At 52.7% G+C, this 26,006-nt stretch carries 24 protein-coding genes and 1 riboswitch; of the genes, 20 read left to right on the forward strand and 4 right to left on the reverse strand.

The genetic code is table 11. The annotated features are described in order from the left end of the window. The first annotated feature begins 6 nt into the window (after nucleotides 1-6). The 8 genes from QU597_RS00705 to QU597_RS00740 all read left to right on the forward strand — a co-directional run bounded on the left by QU597_RS00705 (nucleotide 7) and on the right by QU597_RS00740 (nucleotide 8,486). Complete coding sequence (locus QU597_RS00705) at nucleotides 7-1,101, forward strand: PucR family transcriptional regulator (RefSeq protein ID WP_310830926.1); 1,095 nt, start codon at nucleotides 7-9, stop codon at nucleotides 1,099-1,101. Nucleotides 1,102-1,210: 109 nt separating this feature from the next. Continuing rightward, on the forward strand, nucleotides 1,211-2,332 hold the full coding sequence (locus tag QU597_RS00710) for an ABC transporter ATP-binding protein (protein WP_236336446.1): 1,122 nt from the start codon (nucleotides 1,211-1,213) through the stop codon (nucleotides 2,330-2,332). Nucleotides 2,333-2,550: 218 nt separating this feature from the next. Further along, on the forward strand, nucleotides 2,551-3,489 hold the full coding sequence (gene hprK / locus QU597_RS00715) for an HPr(Ser) kinase/phosphatase (RefSeq protein WP_310830927.1): 939 nt from the start codon (nucleotides 2,551-2,553) through the stop codon (nucleotides 3,487-3,489). A gap of 12 nt (nucleotides 3,490-3,501) precedes the next feature. Next, nucleotides 3,502-4,533 (forward strand): prolipoprotein diacylglyceryl transferase, encoded by a 1,032-nt coding sequence (gene lgt / locus QU597_RS00720; RefSeq protein ID WP_310830928.1) that lies wholly within the window; start codon nucleotides 3,502-3,504, stop codon nucleotides 4,531-4,533. 7 nt (nucleotides 4,534-4,540) lie between these two features. Beyond that, nucleotides 4,541-5,197 carry a pyrophosphatase PpaX gene (gene ppaX / locus QU597_RS00725; protein ID WP_310833193.1) on the forward strand — a complete coding sequence of 219 codons (657 nt, stop codon included), beginning with the start codon at nucleotides 4,541-4,543 and terminating at the stop codon, nucleotides 5,195-5,197. Then, on the forward strand, nucleotides 5,194-5,706 hold the full coding sequence (locus QU597_RS00730) for an acyltransferase (RefSeq protein ID WP_310830929.1): 513 nt from the start codon (nucleotides 5,194-5,196) through the stop codon (nucleotides 5,704-5,706). The genes ppaX and QU597_RS00730 overlap by 4 nt, the downstream gene beginning before the upstream one ends. A 318-nt stretch (nucleotides 5,707-6,024) precedes the next feature. Next, the gene (locus QU597_RS00735) at nucleotides 6,025-7,242 is read left to right on the forward strand and encodes an acyltransferase (protein ID WP_310830930.1); all 1,218 of its coding nucleotides are present in this window, start codon (nucleotides 6,025-6,027) and stop codon (nucleotides 7,240-7,242) included. Nucleotides 7,243-7,334: 92 nt separating this feature from the next. Further along, entirely contained in the window at nucleotides 7,335-8,486 is a 1,152-nt protein-coding gene (locus tag QU597_RS00740) for an acyltransferase (RefSeq protein WP_310830931.1), read from the forward strand. Between the two features lie 86 nt (nucleotides 8,487-8,572). Here the strand turns inward: QU597_RS00740 and gntK are convergent, their stop codons facing one another. The 4 genes from gntK to gnd form a co-directional block, all read right to left on the reverse strand. Continuing rightward, entirely contained in the window at nucleotides 8,573-10,120 is a 1,548-nt protein-coding gene (gene gntK, locus QU597_RS00745) for a gluconokinase (protein WP_310830932.1), read from the reverse strand. Nucleotides 10,121-10,142: 22 nt separating this feature from the next. Continuing rightward, nucleotides 10,143-11,504 carry a GntT/GntP/DsdX family permease gene (locus tag QU597_RS00750; RefSeq protein WP_310830933.1) on the reverse strand — a complete coding sequence of 454 codons (1,362 nt, stop codon included), beginning with the start codon at nucleotides 11,502-11,504 and terminating at the stop codon, nucleotides 10,143-10,145. 160 nt (nucleotides 11,505-11,664) lie between these two features. Continuing rightward, nucleotides 11,665-12,336, reverse strand: a complete 672-nt coding sequence (locus QU597_RS00755; RefSeq protein ID WP_310830934.1) for a GntR family transcriptional regulator — start codon at nucleotides 12,334-12,336, stop codon at nucleotides 11,665-11,667. Between the two features lie 140 nt (nucleotides 12,337-12,476). Continuing rightward, entirely contained in the window at nucleotides 12,477-13,376 is a 900-nt protein-coding gene (gene gnd, locus QU597_RS00760; RefSeq protein ID WP_310830935.1) for a phosphogluconate dehydrogenase (NAD(+)-dependent, decarboxylating), read from the reverse strand. 350 nt (nucleotides 13,377-13,726) lie between these two features. On the opposite strand from gnd, the gene QU597_RS00765 reads away from it, so the two are divergent. From QU597_RS00765 to trxB, 12 genes are all read left to right on the forward strand, one after another. After that, on the forward strand, nucleotides 13,727-14,944 hold the full coding sequence (locus tag QU597_RS00765; protein ID WP_310830936.1) for an ATP phosphoribosyltransferase regulatory subunit: 1,218 nt from the start codon (nucleotides 13,727-13,729) through the stop codon (nucleotides 14,942-14,944). A 101-nt stretch (nucleotides 14,945-15,045) separates the two neighbouring features. Continuing rightward, complete coding sequence (hisG, locus tag QU597_RS00770; RefSeq protein WP_310830937.1) at nucleotides 15,046-15,690, forward strand: ATP phosphoribosyltransferase; 645 nt, start codon at nucleotides 15,046-15,048, stop codon at nucleotides 15,688-15,690. A gap of 95 nt (nucleotides 15,691-15,785) precedes the next feature. After that, the gene (gene hisD, locus QU597_RS00775) at nucleotides 15,786-17,096 is read left to right on the forward strand and encodes a histidinol dehydrogenase (RefSeq protein ID WP_310830938.1); all 1,311 of its coding nucleotides are present in this window, start codon (nucleotides 15,786-15,788) and stop codon (nucleotides 17,094-17,096) included. Then, complete coding sequence (gene hisB / locus QU597_RS00780; protein ID WP_236336459.1) at nucleotides 17,086-17,697, forward strand: imidazoleglycerol-phosphate dehydratase HisB; 612 nt, start codon at nucleotides 17,086-17,088, stop codon at nucleotides 17,695-17,697. Before hisD ends, hisB begins: the two co-directional genes overlap by 11 nt. A 1-nt stretch (nucleotide 17,698) precedes the next feature. After that, entirely contained in the window at nucleotides 17,699-18,322 is a 624-nt protein-coding gene (gene hisH, locus QU597_RS00785) for an imidazole glycerol phosphate synthase subunit HisH (RefSeq protein WP_310830939.1), read from the forward strand. 41 nt (nucleotides 18,323-18,363) lie between these two features. Beyond that, entirely contained in the window at nucleotides 18,364-19,101 is a 738-nt protein-coding gene (hisA, locus tag QU597_RS00790) for a 1-(5-phosphoribosyl)-5-[(5-phosphoribosylamino)methylideneamino]imidazole-4-carboxamide isomerase (RefSeq protein ID WP_310830940.1), read from the forward strand. A gap of 269 nt (nucleotides 19,102-19,370) precedes the next feature. After that, nucleotides 19,371-20,129, forward strand: a complete 759-nt coding sequence (gene hisF, locus QU597_RS00795; protein WP_310830941.1) for an imidazole glycerol phosphate synthase subunit HisF — start codon at nucleotides 19,371-19,373, stop codon at nucleotides 20,127-20,129. Beyond that, nucleotides 20,126-20,827, forward strand: coding sequence for a bifunctional phosphoribosyl-AMP cyclohydrolase/phosphoribosyl-ATP diphosphatase HisIE (hisIE, locus tag QU597_RS00800; RefSeq protein ID WP_310830942.1), 702 nt, complete (start codon nucleotides 20,126-20,128; stop codon nucleotides 20,825-20,827). Before hisF ends, hisIE begins: the two co-directional genes overlap by 4 nt. A gap of 17 nt (nucleotides 20,828-20,844) precedes the next feature. Then, complete coding sequence (gene hisJ, locus QU597_RS00805) at nucleotides 20,845-21,672, forward strand: histidinol-phosphatase HisJ (RefSeq protein WP_310830943.1); 828 nt, start codon at nucleotides 20,845-20,847, stop codon at nucleotides 21,670-21,672. A gap of 23 nt (nucleotides 21,673-21,695) precedes the next feature. Continuing rightward, entirely contained in the window at nucleotides 21,696-22,646 is a 951-nt protein-coding gene (locus tag QU597_RS00810) for a ribose-phosphate diphosphokinase (RefSeq protein WP_236336465.1), read from the forward strand. Nucleotides 22,647-22,893: 247 nt separating this feature from the next. Next, nucleotides 22,894-24,642: a tetratricopeptide repeat protein gene (locus QU597_RS00815; protein WP_310830944.1), complete on the forward strand. Its 1,749-nt coding sequence runs from the start codon at nucleotides 22,894-22,896 to the stop codon at nucleotides 24,640-24,642. Between the two features lie 167 nt (nucleotides 24,643-24,809). Beyond that, complete coding sequence (gene trxB, locus QU597_RS00820) at nucleotides 24,810-25,763, forward strand: thioredoxin-disulfide reductase (protein ID WP_054943377.1); 954 nt, start codon at nucleotides 24,810-24,812, stop codon at nucleotides 25,761-25,763. A gap of 75 nt (nucleotides 25,764-25,838) precedes the next feature. Further along, nucleotides 25,839-25,945, forward strand: a riboswitch (TPP riboswitch). Nucleotides 25,946-26,006: the final 61 nt, after the last annotated feature.

Raw genomic sequence — 26,006 nt, forward strand, 5'->3', positions numbered from 1 at the left:
GTGACGATGGATAGTGAGGCATTGCGTCAAAAATTGGAGCAGCTCACCGGAAAGAGAGCCGGAATCAAACAGCTCGGACGGCAGCATTCAGCTTCCCTATTTGGCGTGGGTACGGAAGAGCAGGAGCAGCCTGTTACGCACGATGGTTATCTATGGGTTCCTTTATATGAGAATGAAGGCCGGATCACTGCGGTATGGGTGGAGATGGAGGGTCTTACGGGTCTGGAACTGCAATTGGTTAATTATGCGGCGCGTAATTATGCCATTGCCCTTAAGGCTACCGGACTAAAAGAAGAGGGTGAGGTCGAAGCCCGGCAGCTAAGCGGCTGGCTTAACTCACAGCTGGAGCAAGAGAAGAATGATGCTGAAATTCCTGATGATATGACGCTTAAGGGCCGCCTATTCGGAGATATGGTCCCCTTTCTGCTGGTCAGTGAGAATGTGCATAATCCGCAGCTGACCTACCGGTCGCTGATGAAGCTGTTGCGCAATTATTTCGAGAATGATATTTTACTTATCCCCCTGCAGGAGAAAGAATGGTTAATTTTAGCCCGTAAGGAACTGCTCACCGGCGGGGATGATAAGGAAGATGAGGAAGAAAGTGAAGATGACCTCCTGGCTCAGACCAGTATGGGGCTGCACGAACTGATCGCCAGCGAGTGGGTCGGTGTATTTCATCTGGCTGTGGCACCTGCCATCATTCCCGTAAAAGGTTTGACCGGTTCGGTCGCATTGCTGCGGGAGACGATTGTACTCGGACGGATTTTTCAGGTTGGCGAGTATATCCACCTTCCATGGGAGCTGCATATGGAGCGTCTGATAAACAGTATTCCAGATGAACGGCGCAGACAGCTGCTGGGACAGATCGGCGACTATTCTTCTGTATTGGCCGATAAAGAAATGCTGCTTACACTGGAGACTTTTTTCGAAATGGACTGTAATGTGAGTGAGACGGCGAAGAAGCTCTACATCCACCGTAATACATTGCTGTACCGGCTGGATAAGATCAAACAGGAGACCGGGGCCGATGTGCGGAGCTTTGGCGATGCGGCGATTGTGAAATTAGCAATGTTATTGTATAAAGTGACGAAAAGAAAATAGGTTTTTTGTGAACGTTACAAATAGCCAGCAGGGCACGTCTGGGGTAAGATAAACGTACAAGAAAGCGATTTATTTTTTATTCTAATAATAAACTCGAGGGGGAAATACAATGGCAGGCGTACGTTTAGAGCATATTTTCAAAAAATACCCGGGTTCAGATAAAGCAACAGTAATGGATATCAATCTTGATATTAAAGATAAGGAATTTCTCGTATTGGTTGGACCTTCCGGTTGCGGTAAATCCACAACACTGCGTATGATCGCAGGCTTGGAAGAAATCTCCGAAGGTAAAATGTACATTGGCGATCGTGTAGTCAATGACGTTGCTCCTAAAGACCGCGATATCGCGATGGTATTCCAATCCTACGCCCTGTACCCGCACATGAGCGTGTACCAAAACATGGCATTCGGTTTGAAACTGCGTAAAGTGAAGAAAGAAGAAATCGACAAGAAAGTGCGCGAAGCAGCTAAGATCCTCGATATCGAGCACTTGCTGGAACGTAAACCTAAGGCTCTGTCCGGTGGTCAACGTCAACGTGTCGCTTTGGGCCGTGCGATCGTCCGCGATCCACAAGTCTTCCTGATGGATGAGCCTCTTTCCAACTTGGATGCTAAACTTCGTGGTCAAATGCGCGCAGAAATCACTAAACTGGTTAAACGCCTTGAAACCACTTGTATCTATGTAACGCATGACCAGACAGAAGCTATGACGATGGGTGACCGTATCGTAGTTATGTATGACGGTATCATTCAACAGGCTGCTTCCCCTGAAGAACTGTACAATGAGCCTACGAACCTGTTCGTAGCCGGATTTATCGGTTCCCCTACAATGAACTTTATCAATGGTACTTTGTCCGAGGTGAACGGTTCTGTACGTTTCCGCGCTGAGAACCTTGATGTTGAAGTTCCAGGCGGCAAAGCAACACTGCTGCGCAGCAAAGGATATATCGGTAAAGATGTGATCATGGGCGTTCGTCCAGAAGATATCCATGAAGAGCCAGTATTCCTAGAAGCTTCCCCGAACACAATCTTCACTTCGCTGGTTGATGTTACAGAAAACCTTGGTCATGAAATGCTCCTCTACTTGAGCGGCCTTGGCGCAAGCACTGTAATTGCCCGTGTAGATGGACGTTCCACTACCCGTGAAGGCAGCAAGCCTAAATTGGCTATCGACATGAACAAAATTCACCTCTTTGATAAAGAGTCTGAACTGAACATTTTGCTGGGATAAGATATACAGCTTTCCCGTTTAGAGAAGCCGCCTGAAAGGGCGGCTTTTTTGTTTGCTTACATCTTCCCGATGCCACGGACTAACAGGTATTAAGATTGCATTCATAGACGTTATCAATTAAGATAGCAGGAGAATTACCTACGGATGGGATAGGGAAGAGTTGCTGACCAGACGCGGGAAGGCGGACTAAACCGCAGGTGACGAAAGGAAGAACATACATGGCTAAGAAGGTAAAAGTATCTGAATTGGTACAGCATTTTCAATTAGAAGTGGTTTCCGGGCATGAAGGTCTAAAAAGACCAATTACAGTAGATGACCTGAATCGTCCCGGGCTGGAAATGGCCGGTTATTTCGAATATTATCCCGAAGAACGTGTGCAGCTGCTCGGTAAGACAGAGTTGGCGTTCTTTTCTATGCTTCCTGAGGAAGAGCGTAAAAGCCGGATCCGCGGGATTTGTAATGATAATACCCCGTGTATTGTGATTACTAGAGCTTTGGAGGTGCCGCAGGAGCTGATTGATATCAGCAACGAGAAGGGACTTCCGGTACTGCGCAGCTCGATGGCTACAACCATTTTTTCCAGTAGATTAACCAGCTTCCTTGAAGGCAGACTCGCTCCTACAGCCACGATTCATGGAGTGCTCTGTGATGTATACGGTGTGGGGATGCTGATTACAGGCAGCAGCGGGATTGGTAAGAGCGAAACAGCCCTTGAGCTCGTTAAGCGCGGACACCGCCTGATCGCCGATGATGCCGTGGAGATTCGCCAGACCTCCGACAATCAGCTTCATGGTACAGCACCGGAATTGATCCGCCACCTGCTGGAAATCCGCGGGGTAGGGATTATTAATGTAATGACGCTCTTTGGCGCAGGAGCCATCCGTAACCATAAGCGTATTACGCTTGTTGTACGTCTCGAAGCATGGCAGCAGGACAAACAATACGACCGGCTGGGTCTTGATGAGGAAACCACCCGGATTATCGATACAGATGTTCCTCTTGTAACGATTCCCGTTCGTCCGGGCCGAAACCTTGCTGTTATTATTGAAGTTGCGGCAATGAACTACCGCCTGAAGCAAATGGGCTTTAACGCAGCTCTACAGTTTACTAATAAACTTACAGCTACCATCTCTGAAGATATGGATGATCTGGACTAGGAGCGTGAGACTATGTTTTTTTCTTTAGCGATTAATCCCATTGTATTCTCCATTGGATCGCTGCCAGTGCACTGGTATGGGCTGATCCTAGGTGTCGGGGCACTCGCAGGATTATTTCTCGCCATCCAGGAAGGAAAGCGATTTAATATTCCACAGGAATTCTTTATGGATCTCCTGCTGCTTGGAGTGCCCTCTGCTATCATTGGCGCCCGGATATATTTTGTAGCTTTTAAGTGGGAAGATTATAAGGATAACTTTATTGATGTCTTTAAAATTTGGAATGGCGGAATTGCCATTTATGGCGCATTAATTGGCGCGATTATTTGCGGGATTATCTACTTCCGTTATAAAGGATACCCGTTCTGGCGTATCGTGGATATTTGTGCACCTGGCCTGCTCGCAGGACAAATGATCGGCCGCTGGGGCAACTTTATTAATCAGGAAGCCTACGGTGGTGTTGTGGAGGAATCGTTCCTGCGCGACAAACTGCACTTGCCCGACTTTATTGTCAATCAAATGTACATAGGGGATGCCTTTCATCATCCGACATTCCTGTACGAATCACTCTGGAGCCTGCTTGGCATTCTGCTGCTGATGGTGCTGCGCCGCCAGAATTTTGTGCGTGCGGGTGAAATCTTCCTGTCTTATTTCATCTGGTATTCCATCGGGCGTTTCTTCATTGAAGCGCTGCGTACGGACAGTCTGGGCTTCAACGGAAGCAGTGGTGTAGCATCGCTCATAAACGGACTGTGGAGTCCGATGAAGTGGATGGGCTTTGAGCAGGGTTATCTTGATCCCGCCTATGGCAATATCCGAATTTCCCAGCTTCTGGCGCTGCTAATTATCCTTGTGGCGATTGTGCTGATTGTCGTACGCAGGGTGACTGGCCAGTCCAGCGCACATTACTCTGATCCAATTGTCAGCACTAAAGCTGCTGCCGCCGACTCGGTTGTGCCGGATCATGCTGTTAATACTCCGCAGAGTACTCCACAGGCGGTACAGCCTAAAGAGGAGAAGGCGGAGAATGGAGAACCAAAGGAGTAATATTGAAATGATTGAATGTGTTCTTTTTGATTTGGATGGAACAATTGTAAATACGAACGAGCTGATCATAGGCTCGTTCATGCATGCCTTGAAGGAGAATAATCTGCCTCCGCTGACCCGGGAGCAGATTATTCCTCATATGGGCACAACACTCCAGCAGCAGCTGAGCGCATTCTCAGGTATTCTGGAGGATGTCAGCGTCCTTGAGCGGTCTTACCGTGCATATAATAATGCGCATCATGATGAAATGGTTGATTCTTTTCCGCGGGTGAATGAAACGATGGATGAGCTGTCGCGGCGCGGGATTAAGCTGGGGATTGTCACTACAAAGATTCGTCCCACAACGCTTAAGACGCTGGAGAGGTTCGATCTGCTGAAGTATATGGAGACCATTGTCACCGTGACCGATGTTGTTCATCCGAAGCCTCATGCGGAGCCTGTGCTAACCGCTATCCGCAACTTGGATGTTGATCCGCGCAAAACCCTTATGGTTGGTGACAGCGTGGTTGATATTCAATCCGCCAAAGCAGCCGGTGTACGTGTGGCGGCAGTCTCCTGGTCACTTAAAGGGGAAGAAACGCTGCGCAAATATGATCCGGAATACATCATTCATGACATGACCGATTTATTGACTATTGTGGAGCAAGGGACGAATGAATCGTGAGAAAAGTAACCCGTTATCCGGTGGAGGGGCATAATTCGCTCTGGTACATTTATCGTACGGTTAGTCCCTGGAAGGGCGTGCGCAATTTTATTTTTATCCAGATTGCCCGCTATTGTCCGATCCTGCCGCTCAAGAACTGGATTTACCGCAGGTTGCTCGGCATGAAGGTGGGCAAGCATACGGCCTTTGGGCTGATGGCGATGGTCGATGTTTTTTTTCCGGAATTGATAACGGTCGGTGAAAATTCTGTGATCGGCTACAATACAACTATTCTCGCTCATGAATACCTCATTAAAGAATACCGTCTCGGTGAGGTCATTATCGGTGAAAATGTGTTGATCGGGGCCAATACGACAATTCTTCCCGGTGTAACAATAGGAGACTGGGCAGTTGTGGCCGCAGGCTCAGTAGTGCATAAGGATGTGGCAGCCGGTTCGTTCGTTGGCGGAAATCCGCTTAGGGAATTACGTCCGGGTTCCCCGGAAGATGCGCTGCAAGCAGATGAATGAGAGGCGGCTATTGTAATACCCTGCAGTTTCAGGTTGCGTGTATCGGCGCAGAAGCTGCGGGGTCTTTTTGCGTAAAGGGGATAAAGAAGAATTGTTCTTAGGTATTCTTATAAATTATTAAGAAAACTTTCAGTGCCGCCGGAACCAGAGAAGCGCTATACTTGTAATTAGAATAGGCGCATCATCTGCGCAAACGCTGCAGTAATTATCAGAATGAATAATCAGCCCGGTGCAGGCTTCCTGATAGGTTCAGTTTCATGCATTCCGCTCAATATGGATCTCTATGAACACATCATAGCAGAGAAGAGGAATTTTATCGTGAAAGCAGCCCGACAGGAACGACTGCCACAGCTCGATATTTACCGTGCCTTGGCGATTATGGGTGTTCTGCATGTGCATTCTACATCGTTTGCGGCAGGGGAGCAGGCCCTGAACTCTCCGTACTATTACTGGCTTAACTGGATCAACATCTTTTTTAAATTTGGAACGCCATCCTTTATCTTTCTTAGCAGCTTTGTGCTGTTTTACAATTATTACGGGCGTCCGGTTACCCGGAGTCTGATCGGAAACTTTTACCGGCGTAGGCTGAAGTACATTCTGCTGCCTTATCTGCTGGCATCGCTCGGGTACTATGCACTGACTTTGTATGTAAACGGGGAATTGACGCAGCAACCGCTGGAGAATCTGTCCAGCTTTACGGAAGCGCTGTTTTCGGGCTCGGCGTATGCACATTTGTATTTTGTATTTATCAGCATTCAGTTTTATCTGCTGTTTCCGTTATTGCTGAAGCTGCTGCAGAGTTCAAGGTTTTGGGTGAAGTGGGCTTTTCCGCTCGGACTGGCGCTGCAGTGGGGGTTTATCCTATGGAATAAAGTTCAGCTGCATATTGTGGAGAAGGGCAGTCTGTCGATTTCTTACCTGGCGTATTATATGATGGGGGCTTATATTGCGGTTCATTTTGATGAGATTAAGCCGTGGCTGACGAAGCCCTGGAATGGTCTGGGGGCTACCCATAAAAGGCTGACTGTTCTACTGTTTACTGCATGGTTGGCGGCTGCCTTTATACATGTTCAGCTATGGTATGAAGCCCGCCATTTCGGGAGATGGACGGATTCGCTGTGGTACGAGCTGCTGTGGAATGTGCATACGATGCTGTCGGCGCTTGTCCTGCTGTATGCAGCTTTCTTTATCTACCGGAAGGCTCCGCGCGGGCTGGTTACTGCTTTGACACGGATGGGTGAGCTGTCGTTTGCAATCTATTTGATTCATCCGCTGCTCCTGGCGGTTTACAGAAAATTACCCCACAGCATCTCTCCGGATTCGTTTGCCTATGTGGTGTTTATATATGGGGGACTTCTTGTGGCGGGGGCCGGCAGCTGGTTGATTGTGCAGTTCATCTTTCGCAGATTTCATAAATCATGGATTATGTTGGGAAGTGTGCCGCGTTCGCTCGCCCCTCAGACTAAGACGAAGCCAGGCTACCTTGCGGGAACGGGTCAGGCCCAGGGCGGGATGAACGAAAAGCATGGAGTTTGAAGCAACAGCACGGTCTACGGAGTAATGCAGGAAATTATTATTAAATAGATTATTGGTACTCTAGGATATGGAGCTTAACAGGAGGAACATTCATGGGAAATAAAGAAAGAATTCCACAGCTGGATATTTTTCGGGCGATTGCAATTTTTGCGGTACTGGCCATTCATGCTACTTCACGCACCCTGGCGGAGACACTGGACACATCCATGTTTCATCCTTTTTTGTTCATCAACAAATTCAGCCAGTTTGCGGTTCCGTCTTTTGTATTCTTAAGCGGGTTTGTACTGTTCTATAACTACATCGACCGCCCGCTGAGCGGGAAAACGCTGGGCAAGTTTTATAGCCGAAGGCTGGTCTATATTATTGTGCCTTATGTGGTATTTTCGTTCCTGTACTTTATATTAAAAATGACGTCCGGTCATACGTGGGACATGCCGCTGGGCGATATGACGGCCAAGATGTGGAAGTATCTCTGGACCGGTACGGCGTATACACATCTTTACTACATCATTATAATCATTCAGTTCTATCTGCTGTTCCCTCTCATGCTGTGGTGCCTGCAAAAGGTCCGCCGGCTCGCTGCCTGGGCCCCGGTCATTGGGCTTGCGCTGCAGTGGGGTTTTGTCCTGCTGAACAAGTATATGACGAACCACGGGTACTGGCAGTTGTCTAAAGGCAGCCTTGCGATTACCTATTTCTCCTATTTCCTGCTGGGAGCGGCAATTGCCGTCTATTACGGACCTCTCAAAAAGTGGCTCATCCCGTCGCGCGAGGGCTGGAGATCCGGTAAAGGCGGAGTCTGGATCCTGCTATGGCTGCTATGGGCAGCTGCAGGGATTATTCATGTAGAGCTGTGGTTCAACAACTATACGAAGAAAACAGTCATTAACAGCCTCTGGTATGAGGGGTTCTCCAATCTTCATGCCTTGCTCTCCTGTGTGGTGCTCCTGCAGCTGTCCTTCCTGCTGTATGGAGCCGGACGCAGCCTGCTGACGCGGATGTTAATCTCGATAGGCGCCTGCTCGTTCGGCATTTATCTGCTGCATCCAGCCCTGCTGTTCATATACAGAAAGCTGCCGTTTCACGGCGGTTCGCTGGCCTATACGGCAGCCATTGCCGGAGGCTGGCTGGTTGCACTGCTGGGATCGTGGCTGGTCGTGGCGCTGGTCTTCCGTTATGTGAAGCCGGCCTGGGTGCTGTTCGGTTCTGCCCCGCAGAAGCCAAAAACCAAAGCGATGGTATAATGAGTTAAATATAAAAGCGCCGGGAGCCTGCAAATGCGGGTTCTTCGGCGCTTTTTGTATATGGGGTTCAGGTACAGCACTGCAGCCTATTCTCCGGCTTGCTCGCGCTGGAACGCTGCAATAGCTTCATACTGGCTCTCCAGACTGCGGAATACGGAAATAAAGATGGGCAGCAGCTGTTTGTAGACCTTGGCGTGTGCTTCAATTGGCTGATGCCGGTGGGTCGAGCCGATCATCTCAAAAACGATATCGAGGGAGCTGGCCCGTCCGGTTGCGTATAGACCAAGCACGACTGCTCCGAGGCAGGAGCTCTCAATGCTCTCCGGGATGATAACCTCCTGATCAAAAATATCAGCCATCATCTGCCGCCATAGGGACGAACGGGCAAAACCGCCGGTGGCCAGTATTTTGCCCGGACGCCCGATCCGCTCTTCCATGGCCAGCAGCACGGTGTACATATTGAAGATAACACCTTCCAGCACAGAGCGGATCATATGCTCCTTCCGGTGGGTCATGCTCAGTCCAAAGAAGGAGCCGCGGGCATCCGGATTCCACAGCGGAGCACGCTCACCGGTCAGATATGGATGAAACAGCAGGCCGTTGCTCCCCGGAGGCACCTGTTCGGCAATACGCGTCAGGACTTCATAGGGATCGATCCCGAGGCGCTTCGCGGTCTCCACCTCAGAGGCGGCGAATTCATCGCGCACCCAGCGGAACAGCATACCGCCATTGTTCACCGGTCCGCCGATGACCCAGTGCTTCTCGGTCAGGGCGTAGCAGAAGATCCGGCCCTTCGGGTCGGTCAGCGGGCGGTCGACCACGGTGCGGATTGCACCGCTTGTGCCGATGGTGGCCGCCACGACACCCGGCTGTATGGCGCCTACGCCGAGATTGGAGAGCACGCCGTCACTGGCTCCCACAACGAAGGGCGTTGAGGCCAGCAGTCCAAGCTGCTCTGCAAAGCCCGGCAGCAGCCCTTGGACAACCTGAGTAGTAGGGACAGGCTTCGAGAGGTGTTCAGCCGTAATCCCGGCAATGCGCAGGGCTTCATCATCCCAGGCCAGCTTCTCCAAATTGAACATGCCTGTGGAAGAAGCGATCGAATGGTCAATGATGTATTCACCAAACAGACGGGCAAAGACGTATTCCTTGATGGAAATAAATTTATAGGTCTGCCGGAACAGGTCCGGCTGTTCCTCGCCCAGCCACATCAGCTTGGTGATAGGTGACATGGGATGAATCGGGGTTCCCGTGCGCAGGTACAGTTCATGTCCGCCCAGTTCATTTTTCAGGCGGGCAGCTGAGGCACTGCTCCGGTTGTCGGCCCATGTGATACAGGCGGTAAGGGGCTTGCCTTCAGCATCAACAGCAATTACGCTGTGCATGGCTGAGCTGAACGAGAGGAACAGCAGCTCAGCCGGCTGGATGCCGCTTGTTTGCATCACCGTTGCTATTGTATGGATAACTGCGTTCAGAATCTGTTCAGGGTCTTGCTCAGCGACTGAAGGCGAAGGCTGATGCAGGGGATATCCTACATTTGCCTGAGTGACGATGCTTCCATTCTCTTTGAAGAGAACGGCCTTGGTGCTTGTAGTTCCAATATCAACGCCGATCATATAGGATGTACTCAACATGCAGCCCTTCTTTCAGTGGTAATTAGACAATGACACTTAATATCATAATGAAAGCCAGGCCTACTACGGATAAAAGAGTCTCCATAACTGTCCACGTCTTCAGCGTCTGTACTACGGACATTCCAAAGAACTCCTTAATCATCCAGAAGCCGGCATCATTGACATGTGAAAGTACCAGTGAACCGGCACCTGTAGCCAGCACTACGAGCTCGATATTTACGCCAGTGCTTACGGCCAGTACCGGTGCAACAATGCCTGCAGCCGTTGTCATGGCTACTGTAGCGGAACCTGTAGCCACGCGGATCAGTGCAGCTACGAGCCAGGCAAAGAATATAATATTCACATGGGATTGTGTAGCAACAGCAGCAATCGCACCGCCGACTCCGCTGTCGATCAGCACCTGCTTAAAGGCACCCCCACCTCCGATGATGAGGATGATTGACGCTGTCGGCGCGAGGCATTCGCTGGTAAACCGTGAGATATCTTCTTTCTTGAAGCCGCGGGCAAACCCCAGCGAAAAGAAGGAAAAGACCGCCGCGATGAGCAGGGCGATAACCTCATGACCAATAAACTTGGCAAAGGGTGTAAAGGCATTAACGCCGGACGGATCAAGGATATCTGCAACTGAACCCATCAGCATAAGAATAACAGGCAACAGGATGGTCAGCAGCGTAATGGCGAAGCCGGGCAGTTCCCGGACACTTTTGGCCGCGAATTGTTCAGCCAGCTCTGCGGGAGGTGTTACCTGGATGCGTTTCCCGATAAATTTGCCGAACAGCGGTCCTGCGATAATTGCCGTAGGCAAACCAACAAGGATAGAATATAGAATCGTTTTACCCAAATTTGCATTATAGGCACCTATGGCGATCATGGGCGCCGGATGCGGCGGAACGAGCCCGTGGACGGTCGACAGACCGGCGAGAATCGGAATTCCGATCTGCAGGAGCGGCATCTTGGTTTTGCGGGCCACCATGAATACCACAGGAATAAGCAGAATGACGCCAACTTCAAAAAATACAGGAATCCCGACAACGAAACCAACCAGCATCATCGCCCAGTGAACGTTCTTCTCCCCGAAACGATCCACAAGTGTGTTCGCGATACGTTCTGCGCCGCCGGATTCGGCCATCATTTTTCCCAGCATCGTCCCGAGGCCGATTACTATGGCTATCGTTCCAAGAGTGCCGCCTAAGCCGCCCGTGACGGATTTGATCAGTGTCTGATATTCCATTCCTGCCAGCAGGCCAAGAACTAGTGCAGAGAGAAGCAGCGTGACAAAAGGATTCCATTTGTATCTGGCGATAAGCATAACCAGAAAAACAATGACAAGCAATGTCCAAAAGAGCAATGTTGCGTTATGGCTAAGTCCAAGCAAATTTTGCATAGTAATCGATGCCTCCATTATAGGTGGATTCACGGAAATAGATACTGCTTATAACATAACCTGCAAGAGCGTTTTCAATAAACGAAAGTCCGGTATACTTGTCGACAAGTTACGGCGGAAAAGGGAGCAGCACAGCTCACCCTCGTGGTCATTAGTCTGCTTAGGGCAGGCTGCGGATCAGCGTTTCTCCAGAGTCGGCAAAATAGGCCTGAACGACCTTGCGGATGGTCTCCGCATTTCCGGAACGCAGGGCTTCCACTACCGTCCGGTGTTTATCAGCTACCCAATTCATCCGTTCTTCCCCGTTGTCGAAGCCTTTTTCGGTGGTAATTAGGATGACGGTCATGACGATATGACGAATACTCTTCCACAAATGCAGTATCCGGGTGTGTTTGGCTTCAGTGACAATAGCTTCGTGGAAAGAAAAATCCTGGTACGCAAACTCGACAAAATCATTGTGTTTGACAGCCAGCTTCATCTTATCGATGATTTGTTCCAGCTGTTGGATCAGCGCTTCGTGATTCCCCTCGGCCAGTCTCTGCTGGGCAAAGCTCTCGATAAGATACCGTACATCATACAGTTCCTCAACATCCTTCAGATTCAGGCCGACAACAACGGCACCCATCCGTTCAAGACGGATTAACCCTTCACTGGATAACGATTTAAGCGCTTCCCGGACGGGGGAGCGGCTGGTACCAAAGTCCGCGGCGATCCGGTTCTCGGAGAGCACCTCACCAGGCTTGATTTTCTCATCTATAATTTGCAGCCGAAGTTCACAGGCAATGGCTTCTCCGAGAGAAGCTCCTTGCAGCCAGGCGGAAGGGTATTGCATTATAAACGACTCCTCTATGCAGGATTGAATAGTACGCTAGTTGTGGTACCTTAACGATTTTAGCATACAATTCCTGCAGGGTCATCGCTTTAAAATACGTTGTCGCCGGTGCCTGGGGCCGGGACTATGCGCAGTACTGCTCAGCCTTCCTGCACAACGGCATGTCCGCCAAACTCACTGCGGAGTGCGGCAACAACCTTGCCGTGAAAAGTATCCTCCTCAAGCGACCGGTAACGCATCAGAAGAGACAGGGCGATAACCGGGGTACTGGCCTGCAGGTCAAGCGCGGTCTGAACGGTCCATTTACCTTCCCCTGAGCTCTGCATCACCCCGCGGATTCCAGCCAGTTGCGGATCTTTGGCAAAAGCATTTTGTGCAAGCTCCATGAGCCAGCCGCGGATAACAGAGCCGTTAGACCACAGGCGGGCAACGTCCTCATAGTTGAAGTCAAAGCTGCTTTTCTCAAGCAGCTCGAAACCTTCGGCAATGGACTGCATCATGCCGTATTCGATGCCGTTATGAATCATCTTGAGGAAATGTCCGCTCCCGGATTGCCCGGCATACAGATAGCCCTGATCCACAGCTAGATCGCGGAATAAAGGCTCAATTGTCGCAAAGACCTCCTGATTACCGCCAATCATAAAGCAGGCTCCGTGCTCAGCCCCGCTGGTTCCGCCGGAGGTGCCGGCATCGAAAAAGTGAATACCGCGTTCCTTCAGCTTCTCTGCACGCTCCGCAGAGTCCTTATAATGGGAGTTTCCGCCTTCTATGATAATATCCCCCGCCGCCAGCAGACCGGAAAGCTTATCGATTACGCTTTCAACAACAGCGCCCGCGGGAACCATAATCCAGATGACCCGGGGGTGCTCCAGATTAAGGACCAGTTCTTCAATGGAAGACGCAGGCTGTGCACCCAGCCCGGCTAATTGTTCGCCCCTCTGCGGATTGATATCGCTTACAACTACCTCATGTCCATGGCCCAGCAGGTTCAAAGCAAGGTTGAAACCCATCTTGCCAAGTCCGATCATTCCTAATTTCATAGCTTCTTCACTCCTCAATCAGAATATGGATGGCGTTGGTTGTATACTTGTATACAACTTTTCTTGTATCTTACTCCGGTTCCTATTCATTTGTAAAGAGTAATTTGTAAGCGATTTTATTTTAGCGGGGGTCTGGTGTACCATAAGGGTGAAGAGCAGTGAACTTTATTATCAATGTAGAACGTTCATCTTATATGGCAATAAATGCTATGCTGTTGTAGGGGGGATTATTGACGTAAAAGGACCGTCCGTGATACGATATTGCCACTGCTTTACTTTACTACCACTTTACCATAGTAAAGTGTGATATATATTTGTTCTTATGCTATCTGACGAGGTGACTAATGAAGATGTCCAAGCCGAAGGGATTTGAAAAGCCGGCCGGTGTGCGCGACTATCTCCCGCGCGCAGTGACGAAGCTGCGCAAGATTGAGAATGATGTCCTGCACTGTATGAGCCGCTGGGGATATAAACAGGTGATTACCCCTACACTGGAATATTACGATACGGTTGGTGTGGCCAGCTCCACATCCGACCAAAAACTTTATAAACTGCTCAACAACCGGGGTCAGGCCTTGGTGCTGCGTTCTGAAATGACTGCTCCGGTGGCCCGGGTAGTATCCTCTTTGTTGAAGGATGAACCGCTGCCGCTGCGCCTGTCTTACCATGCCAATGTTTTCCGGGCGATTGAGGAGGAAGCGGGACGGGAAGCAGAATTCTTCCAGACTGGAGTGGAGCTTGTCGGCGACGACTCTCCCGAGGCCGATGCCGAGGTCGTAGCGCTGGCTATCGCCTCGCTGCAGGCAGCCGGTGTGAAGTCTTTCAAGATTGCCATGGGCCATGTGGGCTTCCTCGACGGATTGTTCCAGGAGGCGGTTCCCGGTCTGCCGGAGGTTCAGGAGGAATTGAAGAACCATCTGCTGGGCCGGGATTATGTTGCCTTCCGCGATACGCTGCGGCGGCTTGAGCTGCCGGAAGCACAGAAGAGTGAACTGTACGGGCTGCTTCGCCTGCGCGGCGGCAAGGAAATCTGCGGACAGGCCCTGGAGCTCAGCAGCCATCCGCTGGCCCGCACTTCCATTGAGCATCTGTGCAAGGTATGGGAGGTGCTGGTATCCTACGGGGTATCCCAGCATGTGCTGATTGACCTGACGATGGTCGGAGACTTTTCCTATTATACAGGTATGACTTTTGAGGGCTATGCCTCCGAGCTTGGCTTTCCGGTATGCAGCGGAGGCCGGTACGACAATCTGCTGCAGCAATTCGGGCGGCCGACGCCTTCAACCGGCTTCTCCCTCAAGACCAACCGGATTCTGGACGGAGTGTCCGGAATGCCGGAAGAGGAGGAGCTACCGGTCCTGATTCAATACGATGCGCTGCGGCGGACTGAAGGGCTGGAGGAAGCGGCACGGCTGCGGTCGGAAGGCCAGATTGTCGTTACGAGACTGGCGGCGGGACCGGAAGACCTTAAGACCGTGAAGCGGCTGGACCCCGAGACCGTGGAAGCAGATGGCGAAGCGTACGGAGAAATCTATACATTCGTATCTTTTGTCAGTGAGCATGGATGAGGATAGGTTAAGAATGATTGATAATAAAGTGTGATAAATGGAAGCCGCGGAGAAGATGAGTTCATCTCTGCAGGACGGATATGAAACGGAGGTTAACTACAATGGCGCAAATACTCAAGGTAGCGATGCCAAAAGGCCGGATATACAATAAAGCGGCAGATCTGTTCCGCCAGGCGGGATTATCGATTCCTGCGGATGGGGAAGAATCGCGAAAGCTGGTAATTTCACTGCCTGAGGCAGGTATGGAATTTATTCTGGCTAAGCCGGTTGATGTGCCTACATATGTGGAATATGGTGTAGCGGATATCGGGATTGTCGGCAAGGATGTACTGCTGGAAGAGGACCGTGATGTGTATGAGCTGCTTGATCTAGGCATCGCGCGCTGCCGGATGTCCATAATCGGCCTGCCCAACTGGCAGCCGGGCATTCAGCAGCGGGTGGCTACCAAATATCCGAATGTCGCCTCACGGTATTTCCGTGAGCAGGGCCAGCAGGTGGAGGTCGTGAAGCTCAACGGTTCGATCGAGCTTGCACCGCTGATCGGTCTGGCTGACCGCATTGTGGACATGGTAGAGACCGGACAGACACTGAAGGATAACGGTCTGGTGGAGATGGAGAGCATCTTTGAGATCACTAGCCGGCTGGTGGCCAACCGTGTAAGCTACCGGATGAAGAATGCAGAAATCCAGCAGCTGTGCGACCGTCTGCAGGCGGTTATCGGCGAGCCGGGATTGCAGTTGAGATAGGATTGTAAGTTAAGCAGCCGCCAAGAAGACGTATGCGGCAGGCGAAGGGTGCACGGGAAAAAGGGTGCTCTAACGTGTAGAAGGGGGAAGCAGCGGTGAAGGTACAATCGAGCAAGGAATTCAAGCTGCAGCGCGAAGTGGAATACGGAACGCCGGAGCAGAATGAAACGGTAAGACAAATCGTAGCTGATATCAAAATAGAAGGCGACGCTGCGCTGCTCCGTTATACGGAGCGATTTGACCGCACGACGCTTACAGCATCGGAACTGCGGGTGACCGAAGAAGAACTCCAGGCTGCTTACAGCCGGGTGGAGGATTCGTTCGTCACTGCAATCCGCGCTGCCGCAGCCAATATCCGGGCGTTTCATGCCCGGCAGAAACGCAGCTCCTGGATGGATCTGCAGCCGGACGGCACGATCCTCGGACAGATCATCCGCCCGCTTAAGCGTGTGGGCGTCTATGTTCCGGGCGGCACGGCGGCTTACCCGTCCTCCGTGCTGATGAACGTCATCCCGGCGCAGATTGCCGGCGTACCGGAGATCGTAATGGTCACCCCGCCGGCTACCGGCGGCAAGGTGGGCATCGATCCTTACATCCTCGTCGCCGCCGCGGAGGCAGGCGTGAGCGAGATTTACCGGGTGGGCGGCGCTCAGGCGGTCGCCGCACTCGCCTTCGGCACGGAATCCATCGCGCCGGTGGATAAAATCTGCGGGCCGGGCAACATCTACGTGGCCCTGGCCAAACGCGAGGTCTACGGCGCTGTCGATATCGACAGCATCGCCGGACCGAGCGAGATCGTCGTGCTCGCCGACGATACCGCCGAGCCGGCCTACATCGCGGCCGATCTGCTCTCCCAGGCCGAGCATGATATCATGGCCTCGGCCATCCTGGTGACGCCATCGCAGAGCCTGGCGGATACGGTAGCTGCCGAAGTAGAACGGCAGCTGCAGGAACTTCCGCGCGAAGCGGTAGCACGCGCCTCCGTCGAGAACCACGGCGCGATTATCGTCGTGGAATCGCTGCAGGAGGGTATCGCCGTAGTCAACCGGCTGGCGCCGGAGCATCTGGAGATTGTAGCGGAGGATCCGATGGGACTGCTCGGCAGCATCGAGAATGCCGGAGCCATCTTCCTCGGTCCCTACAGCTCGGAGCCGGTCGGCGATTATTTTGCCGGACCGAATCATATTATACCAACCAACGGCACGGCACGTTTCTCGTCACCGGTCGATGTGGATGATTTTATTAAGAAATCAAGCCTGATCTATTACAGCAAGGAAGCGCTCCTGCGCGACGGGGAGACGATTATGGAGCTGGCCAGACGTGAGGGCCTTGAGGGCCATGCCCGGGCGATTCAAATCAGACTGGAGAACGAAACGAAGGGTGGAGCAGAAGAAGATGGAGAATAACAACAACGAGCTGGCAGAGCGCAAAGCCGGTCTTAGCCGCAAAACCAATGAAACGGATATTACCCTCTCTCTCGGCGTAGATGGAAGCGGCATTTCAGAGCTGGAGACGGATGTACCCTTTCTGAACCATATGCTGGATTTGTTCGCAAAGCACGGCCAATTCGACCTTTCAGTACAGGCGCGCGGCGATATAGATATTGATGATCACCACACCGTAGAAGATATCGGAATCTGTCTTGGACAAGCGCTGCGTGAAGCGTTGGGTGACAAAAAAGGCATCAAGCGTTACGCGAGTGTGTTCATCCCGATGGATGAGGCGCTGGCTCAGGTGGTTATCGACATCAGCAACCGGCCGCATTTTGAATACCGGGCTGAGTATCCGTCTCAACAGGTAGGTAGCTTCTCCACAGAGCTGGTTCACGAGTTCCTGTGGAAGTTCGCGCTGGAGGCGCGGATTACGCTGCATGTCATTGTGCACTACGGCTCCAATACCCACCATATGATTGAAGCGGTATTCAAGGCGCTAGGCCGGGCGCTGGATGAAGCGACACTGATTGATCCGCGTGTAAAGGGTGTGCCTTCTACGAAGGGAGTGCTGTAGCATGACCGTTGCAATCGTCGATTACGGCATGGGCAACCTGCATAGTGTCAGTAAAGCGGTGGAGCGGCTCGGTTATAAGAGCCTGGTGACGGGCGAGCCGGAGGAGATTTTTGCAGCTGACAGTGTCATTCTGCCCGGAGTCGGCGCGTTTGGGGATGCAATGGATCAGCTGCGCAGCAGCGGTCTCGATGTTATAGTCAAGGAGGCTGCTGCCGGCGGCCAGCCATTGCTGGGTATCTGCCTCGGGATGCAGCTGCTGTTCAGCAGCAGTGAGGAGCACGGCGAGCACACCGGACTGGACATCCTGCCCGGGTCGGTCGTGCGGTTTGCCCCCCGGGACGGCTACAAGGTGCCGCATATGGGCTGGAACAAGCTGAGCTTCCTGCAGCCGCAGAGTCCGCTGCTTAGCAATCTTACAGAGGGACATGTGTATTTCGTCCACTCTTATCACGTGCAGATGGAGCAAGCAAGTGATTTGCTCGCTGTTACAGATTACGGGCATCCGGTAACGGCGGTGGTCGGACGGGATAATGTCTTCGGAATGCAGTTTCATCCGGAGAAGAGCGGGGAACTAGGCATGAAACTGCTGGGCAATTTTTTGCAGCTGAAGCGAGAGCGGGCGTAAGCCCGCTATAAATATATTGTAGGGAAAGCGGGGATCATCAGATGTCTTCATTTATCGTTTATCCGGCGATTGATATCCGGGATGGAAAATGTGTAAGACTGCAGCAGGGCGATTACGCCCAGGAGACCATATACAACGACAGCCCGGTGCAGGTGGCAAAATCGTGGGAAGAGCAAGGCGGCCAGTTCATCCATCTTGTTGATTTGGACGGTGCGAAGGCCGGACATCCGGTCAATGATGCCATCATCGGCGCCATCGCCCGTAACGCGGGTGTTCCCGTGCAGGTCGGCGGCGGACTGCGTACGCTTGCTGATGTGGAGAAGCTGCTGGGCCTTGGCGTCAGCCGGGTGATTATCGGGACAGCGGCTATCAATGACCATGCCTTTACGGAGGCCGTGCTGGCCAAATACGGCGATAAAGTGGCTATCGGCATTGATGCCCGGAACGGCTATGTGGCTACGCACGGCTGGCTGAATACCTCTGAAGTGCGCGCGGAGGATTTAGCGAAGGAGCTCGCGGCCAAGGGTGCAGAAACGTTCATCTATACAGATATCTCCCGCGACGGCATGATGCAGGGTCCGAACATAGAGGGAATTCTCTCGATGGCCGCTGCGAGCGGACGGACGGTTATCGCCTCCGGCGGTGTGACCAGCCTGGATGATCTGCTGCGGCTTAACGTACATAGCGGCAGCGGTATTGGCGGAGCGATTGTCGGCAAGGCGCTGTATACCGGCAATATTAAGCTTACCGAAGCGCTGTCGGCGCTTGGGCAGAAATAGGGGAATCAACCGGACATTCTCACATTCAGAGAAAGGTTCCTGCAGGAGCGCCGCCGTACAGCGTGTTCCCGTAGGGAACGAAAGAGCTCCATGCTCATGCAGGTAGACCCATGCAGCGATTGCTGCTCTTACGCCCCATTCCGGGTGTCCAGAGGTCCGGGGCCCTTGGGGTCCCCCTTGGCTAAGGGGGATTTAGGGGGATCGAAAAAAGTTTTTTACATGAACATGAAAAGGTTTTATATTTGAAAAGCCTCTGGAGGTGTTGCTAGATGTTAGCCAAACGCATCATTCCCTGTCTTGATGTGAAGGACGGGCGGGTAGTCAAGGGCGTGAATTTCGTTAATCTGCGCGATGCCGGGGACCCGGTGGAGCTGGCGGCGCTGTATGACCGCGAAGGTGCCGATGAACTGGTGTTTCTGGATATTTCCGCTTCGGTGGAAGGACGGGCAACGATGGTTGAGGTGGTCCGGCAGACTGCGGGTGAGATCGCGATTCCTTTTACAGTTGGCGGCGGAATATCGACCGTGGATGATATGAAGCGGATTCTGCGCGCCGGTGCGGATAAAATCGGCATCAACACGGCCGCAGTCCAAAATCCGCAGCTTATTCTGGAAGGCGCGCGTCGCTTTGGCTCCCAGTGTATTGTGGTAGCAATGGATGCCAAATATAATGAGGCTTGGGGCGAATGGGAAGTGTATACGCACGGAGGGCGCAAGCCGACCGGGATCCGGGCGCTGGCCTGGGCCAAAGAAGCAGAAACCATGGGTGCCGGTGAGATCCTGCTGACCAGCATGGATGCCGACGGGACCAAGGACGGCTTCGACTTGAAGCTGACATCTGCTGTAAGTGATCTAGTGAGTATTCCTGTAATCGCTTCGGGCGGTGCCGGGAATATTGACCATTTCTACGATGTATTTACCGGGGGTAAAGCCGATGCCGGACTGGCGGCTACGATTTTTCATTATAAAGAGATTGCCATTCATGATCTGAAGGCAGATTTGAAGTCCAAAGGGGTAGAGATCCGATGAGCCAAGAACAAGAAGACATTATCCAAGGTATCCGCTGGAATGAATCGGGACTGCTGCCTGCCGTGGTGCAGGATGCGCACAGCCTGGAGGTGCTGATGGTTGCCTATATGAACCCAGAGTCGCTGCGTCTCTCGCTGGAGAGCGGCCAGACGTGGTTCTGGAGCCGTTCGCGCAGCGAGCTGTGGCATAAAGGCGGAACCTCCGGCAATACCCAGGCAATTACTTCTATCCATTATGACTGCGACAGTGATACCCTGCTTGTGAAAGTGCTGCCGGAGGGTCCGGCCTGTCATACAGGGGAGAATACATGCTTTTATCGTGAGATTCCGCTTAGCCATCCGGCCGTTGCGGCGCAAGGGGCGGAACCGGGCTGGACTGCAGCCGAACTGGCTGAAGAAGGACGATTCGCTGTATTGGGCGAGCTGGAGCGGGTCATTGCCGAGAGGGAAATCGAACGTCCTGAGGGCGCCTATACAACCTATCTGTTTGATAAAGGTGTAGACAAGATTCTGAAAAAGGTGGGCGAAGAAGCATCCGAAACGATTATCGCCGCCAAAAATAAAGACAACGCCGAGCTGCGCCTGGAGGTCAGTGACCTGATCTATCACCTGCTCGTGCTGCTTCAGGAGCGCAAACTTCCGCTGGATGAGATTATGGATGAGCTGAGTGCCCGTCACGAACGGCCGCGCCGCGACTAGAAGGGAGCCTTTACAGCATGCATATCGATTACCATACCCATCATGAGCGCTGCGGGCATGCCGTCGGGAAGCTGGAGGAGTATGTGCAGCGCGGCATAGAGCTTGGGCTCCAGCAGCTGGGCTTGTCCGATCATCTGCCGCTGATTCATGTCGATCCGGAGAACTACTATCCGGAGATGGCTATGCCGCTCGCCGAGCTGCCGCGTTATGTAGAAGAGTGCCTGACACTGAAGGAACGCTACCGCGGAATCATTGAGCTGCGGGTCGGGCTGGAGGCGGATTATATCGAAGGCTATGAGGAGCAGATCCGTGAGCTTTTATCGCCTTATCCGTGGGATTATCTGATTGGTTCTGTGCATTTTCTCGGGGAGTGGGATATCACGGATCACCGGCAGACCCATGGCTGGGAAGGCAAGGATGTAATGGAGGTATACCGCCGTTATTATGATGCTGTAAGGAAGTCGGCGTTATCGGGATTATATGATATTATAGGACATATGGATGTGATAAAACGGTTCGGTTTCGGCCCGCAGACCCAGGAGGACAAAGCCGAAGCGAGACAACTGGAGCGGAGTGCCCTGGAAGCGATAGCCGCCAGCGGAATTGCCATGGAGCTTAATGCTTCCGGTCTGACCAAGCCATGCGCTGAAATGTTTCCGGCGGAGCATGTGCTGCAGCAGGCACATACTCTAGCTATCCCGCTTACCCTAGGCTCTGATGCCCATGACCCGGCCAAGCTGGGAGACGGGCTGCAGGAGGCGCGCAGCCTGCTGTGGCGCACTGGCTTCCGTGAACTGGCGGTGTTTGAAGGCCGGCGCCGGACATCCGTTCCGTTCCAACTATAAATTATGATCCCCAGGAGGGTACTATGCAGCATCATCAATTGCGTATTTTTTCCGGTTCGTCGAATCCGAAGCTGGCCGCAGACATTGCGGAGCGTCTTGGTGCACCCCTCGGCCAAATTAAGCTGACCCGTTTCAAGAGCGGCGAGATTTATGTGCATTATGAAGAGAGCATCCGGAACTGCGACGTATTTTTGGTGCAATCCCTCGCTCATCCTATTAATGAGCTGTTCGTAGAGCTGCTCGTTATGATTGATGCGGCCAAACGCGCCTCAGCCAGAACGGTGAATATTATTGTCCCTTATTACGGCTATGCCCGGCAGGAACGCAAATCCGCACCGCGCGAGCCGATCTCGGCCAAAATGGTTGCCGATGTACTGACCACTGCAGGCGCTACCCGTGTTATTACAATCGACCTGCATGCGGCGGCGATCCAGGGCTTCTTCAATATTCCGGTGGATCATCTGACCGCACTCGATCTGATTAGCGGCTATCTGAAGATGAAGGGCATCTCCAATCCTGTGGTCGTATCACCCGACGCGGGACGCGCCTCCATGGCCGAGAAGCTCGCCAGCCGGCTTGATTCGCCCTTTGCCATTATGATCAAGAAGCGTCCGGCGCACAATGAATCGGTGATCACCCATGTGATTGGCGATGTCGAGGGACGAACTCCGGTTATTATCGAGGATCTGATTGACACCGGTACGACGATTGTGAACGTGGTGGAAGGCCTGAAGGAACGTGGAGCCAAGAACAGCATCGTCTGTGCAACACATGGTCTTTTCTCCGGTGATGCACTGGCCCGCATGGACCATGAGAATATCGACGAAGTGGTCGTCACGGATTCGATTGCACTGCCGGACGATCATTCTACCCGGTATAAGGTGCTATCGGTAGCACCGATGCTGGCTGAAGCCACGCGCATTATTATTGAAGGCGGTTCAATCGATAAATTATTCAGAGACGCGGGAATTTAATTTCCCGTGTTTTTTTCTGAAATAATGCATGGAAACCGCACTCCTGACCGCTTCATCTTTTTTCCTGCCGGCCGCCTTCCCTTAGCTTGAGAATCCCCCTGCCACATGTGGTATACTGTGTGAAGGCAGCTACGGCCAGAAATGGAAACGATAGAATGCTTAAGGTGGGAGCTCGGGTGCCGCTTAGGCGCTGCTCTCCTATTTTTGTGAGGATAAGGAAGCTTTATGAGGGAGGTGCCTTGCTTCCATGATTGAGAGAACTTCAGATGACGCGGAGCCCTGCAATGTAATTCCGGTTACTCTGGATGCCAATTTTTTCTTTGAAAGAGCCGTACGGTCGCTGGACCGCTTTCAATATGATAAGGCATTGAAGAATTTTCGCAAAGCCGTTGAATATGAGCCGGACAATCCGGTGAATCACTGTAACATGGCGGGTATATTATCTGAGATGGGCAATTATCAAGCATCCAATGATATTTTGACCCATGTGCTGGAAAAGATTGATCCCGCAATGACGGAATGCCACTTCTATATGGCTAACAATTTTGCCAATATGGAGAGCTTTGAAGAAGCAGAGCGCTCGCTGGTCACGTATCTGCAAGAAGATGCAGCCGGTGAGTATCTGGCAGAGTCTGAGGAATTGATGGAGCTGCTGCAATATGAGCTTGACCGTCCTGCGCCGCTGATCCGCATCCGCAGCCGGGAAGGGGTCGTGGAGCATGACCGTGCCCGGAGCCTGCTTGAGGAAGGAAAGTTTCCGCAGGCAGTCAAGCTGCTGGAAGAGATCGTGAAGAACACGCCGGATTTTCTTGCAGCACACAACAACCTGGCGTTGGCCTATTTCTATATGGGCCGTTTCGTCAAAGCCAAGGAGTGTCTGGGCGAGGTGCTGGAACAGGACCCGGGCAACCTGCACGCCCTTTGCAATATGGCGATTTTCCTGCAGTATGCCGGTGATCAGGACCAGCTTGCCGCTCTGCTTAGAATGCTGGAAGCGACCGTGCCTTTTCATCAGGAGCATGTCTTCAAAATGGCTACAACGATGGGCATCCTGGGCAGACACAAAACGGCCTACGGCCATTTCCGCCGTCTGCTGAAGGATGAAGAGGTGGGCGGAGATGCCAGCCTCTATCATTACTGTGCCGCCGCCGCAAGCAACAGCGGCCTCTACGGTGAGGCGCTTCGCTGCTGGAGACAGGCTGCGAAGCTGGATCCGGAATCAGCGGTGCCGGGCTTCTTCCTGTCACAGCTGCAGCAGGCACTGGCCGAAGACCGGGCGATGTCGCCGGTCAGCTATAACTACCAGCTGCCTTTTCAGGAGCAGCTTAAGCAATGGAAAGACAATACCAGCAGCTTCACAGCAGAAGTCCGGAGCAATCCGCTGCTGCGCGCGTCGTTCTTCTGGGCGCTGCGCTACGGTGATTCCGGTACCAAGCTGCAGGTCACAGAGGCGCTCCGCTGGATTGAGGATGAGGAGATGTCCGAAGTGCTGCGGGAACTGCTGGAGCAGGAGCCGCTTCAGGAGGATAAGCTGCAGGAGGCAGCGCTGCTTAGCCTTCAGCGGCTAATCGGCAGCGCTCCGGAGGAGAACGTGGCTCTTAAGGAAGACCGGGAGGCCGCACCGACTCAGTCTCATAAGGGTCTGCCGGAGTGGAAAGAAGACTGGCAGCGGATTGTTGATCATACGCTGGCCGTGATGGACCGGAGATACGATGCCCTTCAGAAGAAGGATGCGGAGAATCTCTGGAAGCAGTTCATCGGCAGCCTGTATCCCGATGTGCCACGCTTTAGTCACACAGAAGGCTGGTGTGCCGCCTTGGAATACTTAACAGCCAAGCTGCACAGCCGTCCGGTGACTTACCGTGAGGTGGCCCAGCGTTATGATGTCTCTGCCTCGATGGTCAGCCGGTATGCACGGCGGATCGACAGCGCGTGCGGCACCTTGAAGCTGATCGCGGAGCCGGGAGACTTGTCCCCTTCCACAGAGAAGATATAAGGGCATGAACCGCCGCCCTCAAGTAATATAAGCAACCAGGTATAAATGATGCCCGATTCTGCATCCTTATATTGTTCACCGGAAACGCGGATCAGGCTGCTTCCTAGAAGCCCCCACAGCCGTTTCTTCGAAGTAAATAATCACCCACTTGTAAGGAGGCCAATGTGATGTACAAAACAATTGTAATCGGAACAGGCCCGGCAGGGCTGACTGCCGCAATTTATTTGGCACGTGCCAACCTTAGCCCGCTTGTAATTGAAGGCTTGCAGCCGGGAGGACAACTGACAACGACGACAGAAGTGGAGAACTTTCCGGGCTTCCCTGAAGGCATTCTTGGACCCGATCTGATGGACAACATGCGCAAGCAGGCTGAACGTTTCGGGGCAGAGTTCAAGAACGGCTGGGTGGATTCCGTCGATTTCTCGCAGCGGCCCTTCAAAGTAACCGTGGATGGGCTTGGTGTACTGGAAGCGGAGTCGGTCATTATTTCGACCGGTGCTTCCGCCAGATATCTGGGCATCCCCGGCGAGCAGGAGAATGTGGGGCGCGGGGTCAGCACATGCGCTACCTGTGACGGCTTCTTTTTCCGCGGCAAGAAGATTATTGTTGTTGGCGGCGGGGACTCCGCAATGGAGGAAGCCAGCTTCCTGACCCGCTTTGCCTCCAGTGTAACCCTGGTGCACCGCCGCGAGGAGCTGCGCGCATCGAAGATTATGCAGGACCGTGCGCGTGAGAACAGCAAGGTGGCCTGGGCGCTTAACCGTACACCGCTGGAAGTGACCGTTAGCGATACGGGAGTCAAAGGGCTGACTGTGCGCAACAATGAGACAGGTCTGGAAGAACTGCTGGAAGCGGACGGTGTCTTCGTTGCCATCGGGCACACACCGAACACGGCCTTCCTGGGCGGACAGATTACGACCGATGCTAACGGGTACATTGTGGTGAACCCGGGCACGACCGAAACGAACATTCCCGGCGTCTTTGCTTGCGGAGACGTGCAGGATACCCGGTACCGTCAGGCCATCTCGGCAGCCGGAACCGGGTGCATGGCGGCCATGGATGCCGAGAAGTTCCTGGAAGGCACCATGGTGCATGACTGGAGCGAAACGCTGGATAAATGAGGATGAAGGTTCGCCTTTATATCCGGCCGTTGACAGAGCATATCCCGGTAGAGTAGATTTAATGTAATTTAATAAGATGCCCACTAGGGGAGCCTGAATTGGCTGAGACGGAAAAAGTGAATTTCCGGACCCTTGAACCTGATCTGGATCATACCAGCGTAGGAAAGTGGAGCCGGACTTTTATTTCGTATAGCCTTCTTTGGCTGTTCCCAGATAAAGCCGCTCCAGGTGGAGCGGCTTTTT

Origin of the sequence: Paenibacillus pedocola (genome assembly GCF_031599675.1) — a bacterium.
Taxonomy (GTDB): Bacteria; Bacillota; Bacilli; order Paenibacillales; family Paenibacillaceae; genus Paenibacillus_AQ; species Paenibacillus_AQ pedocola.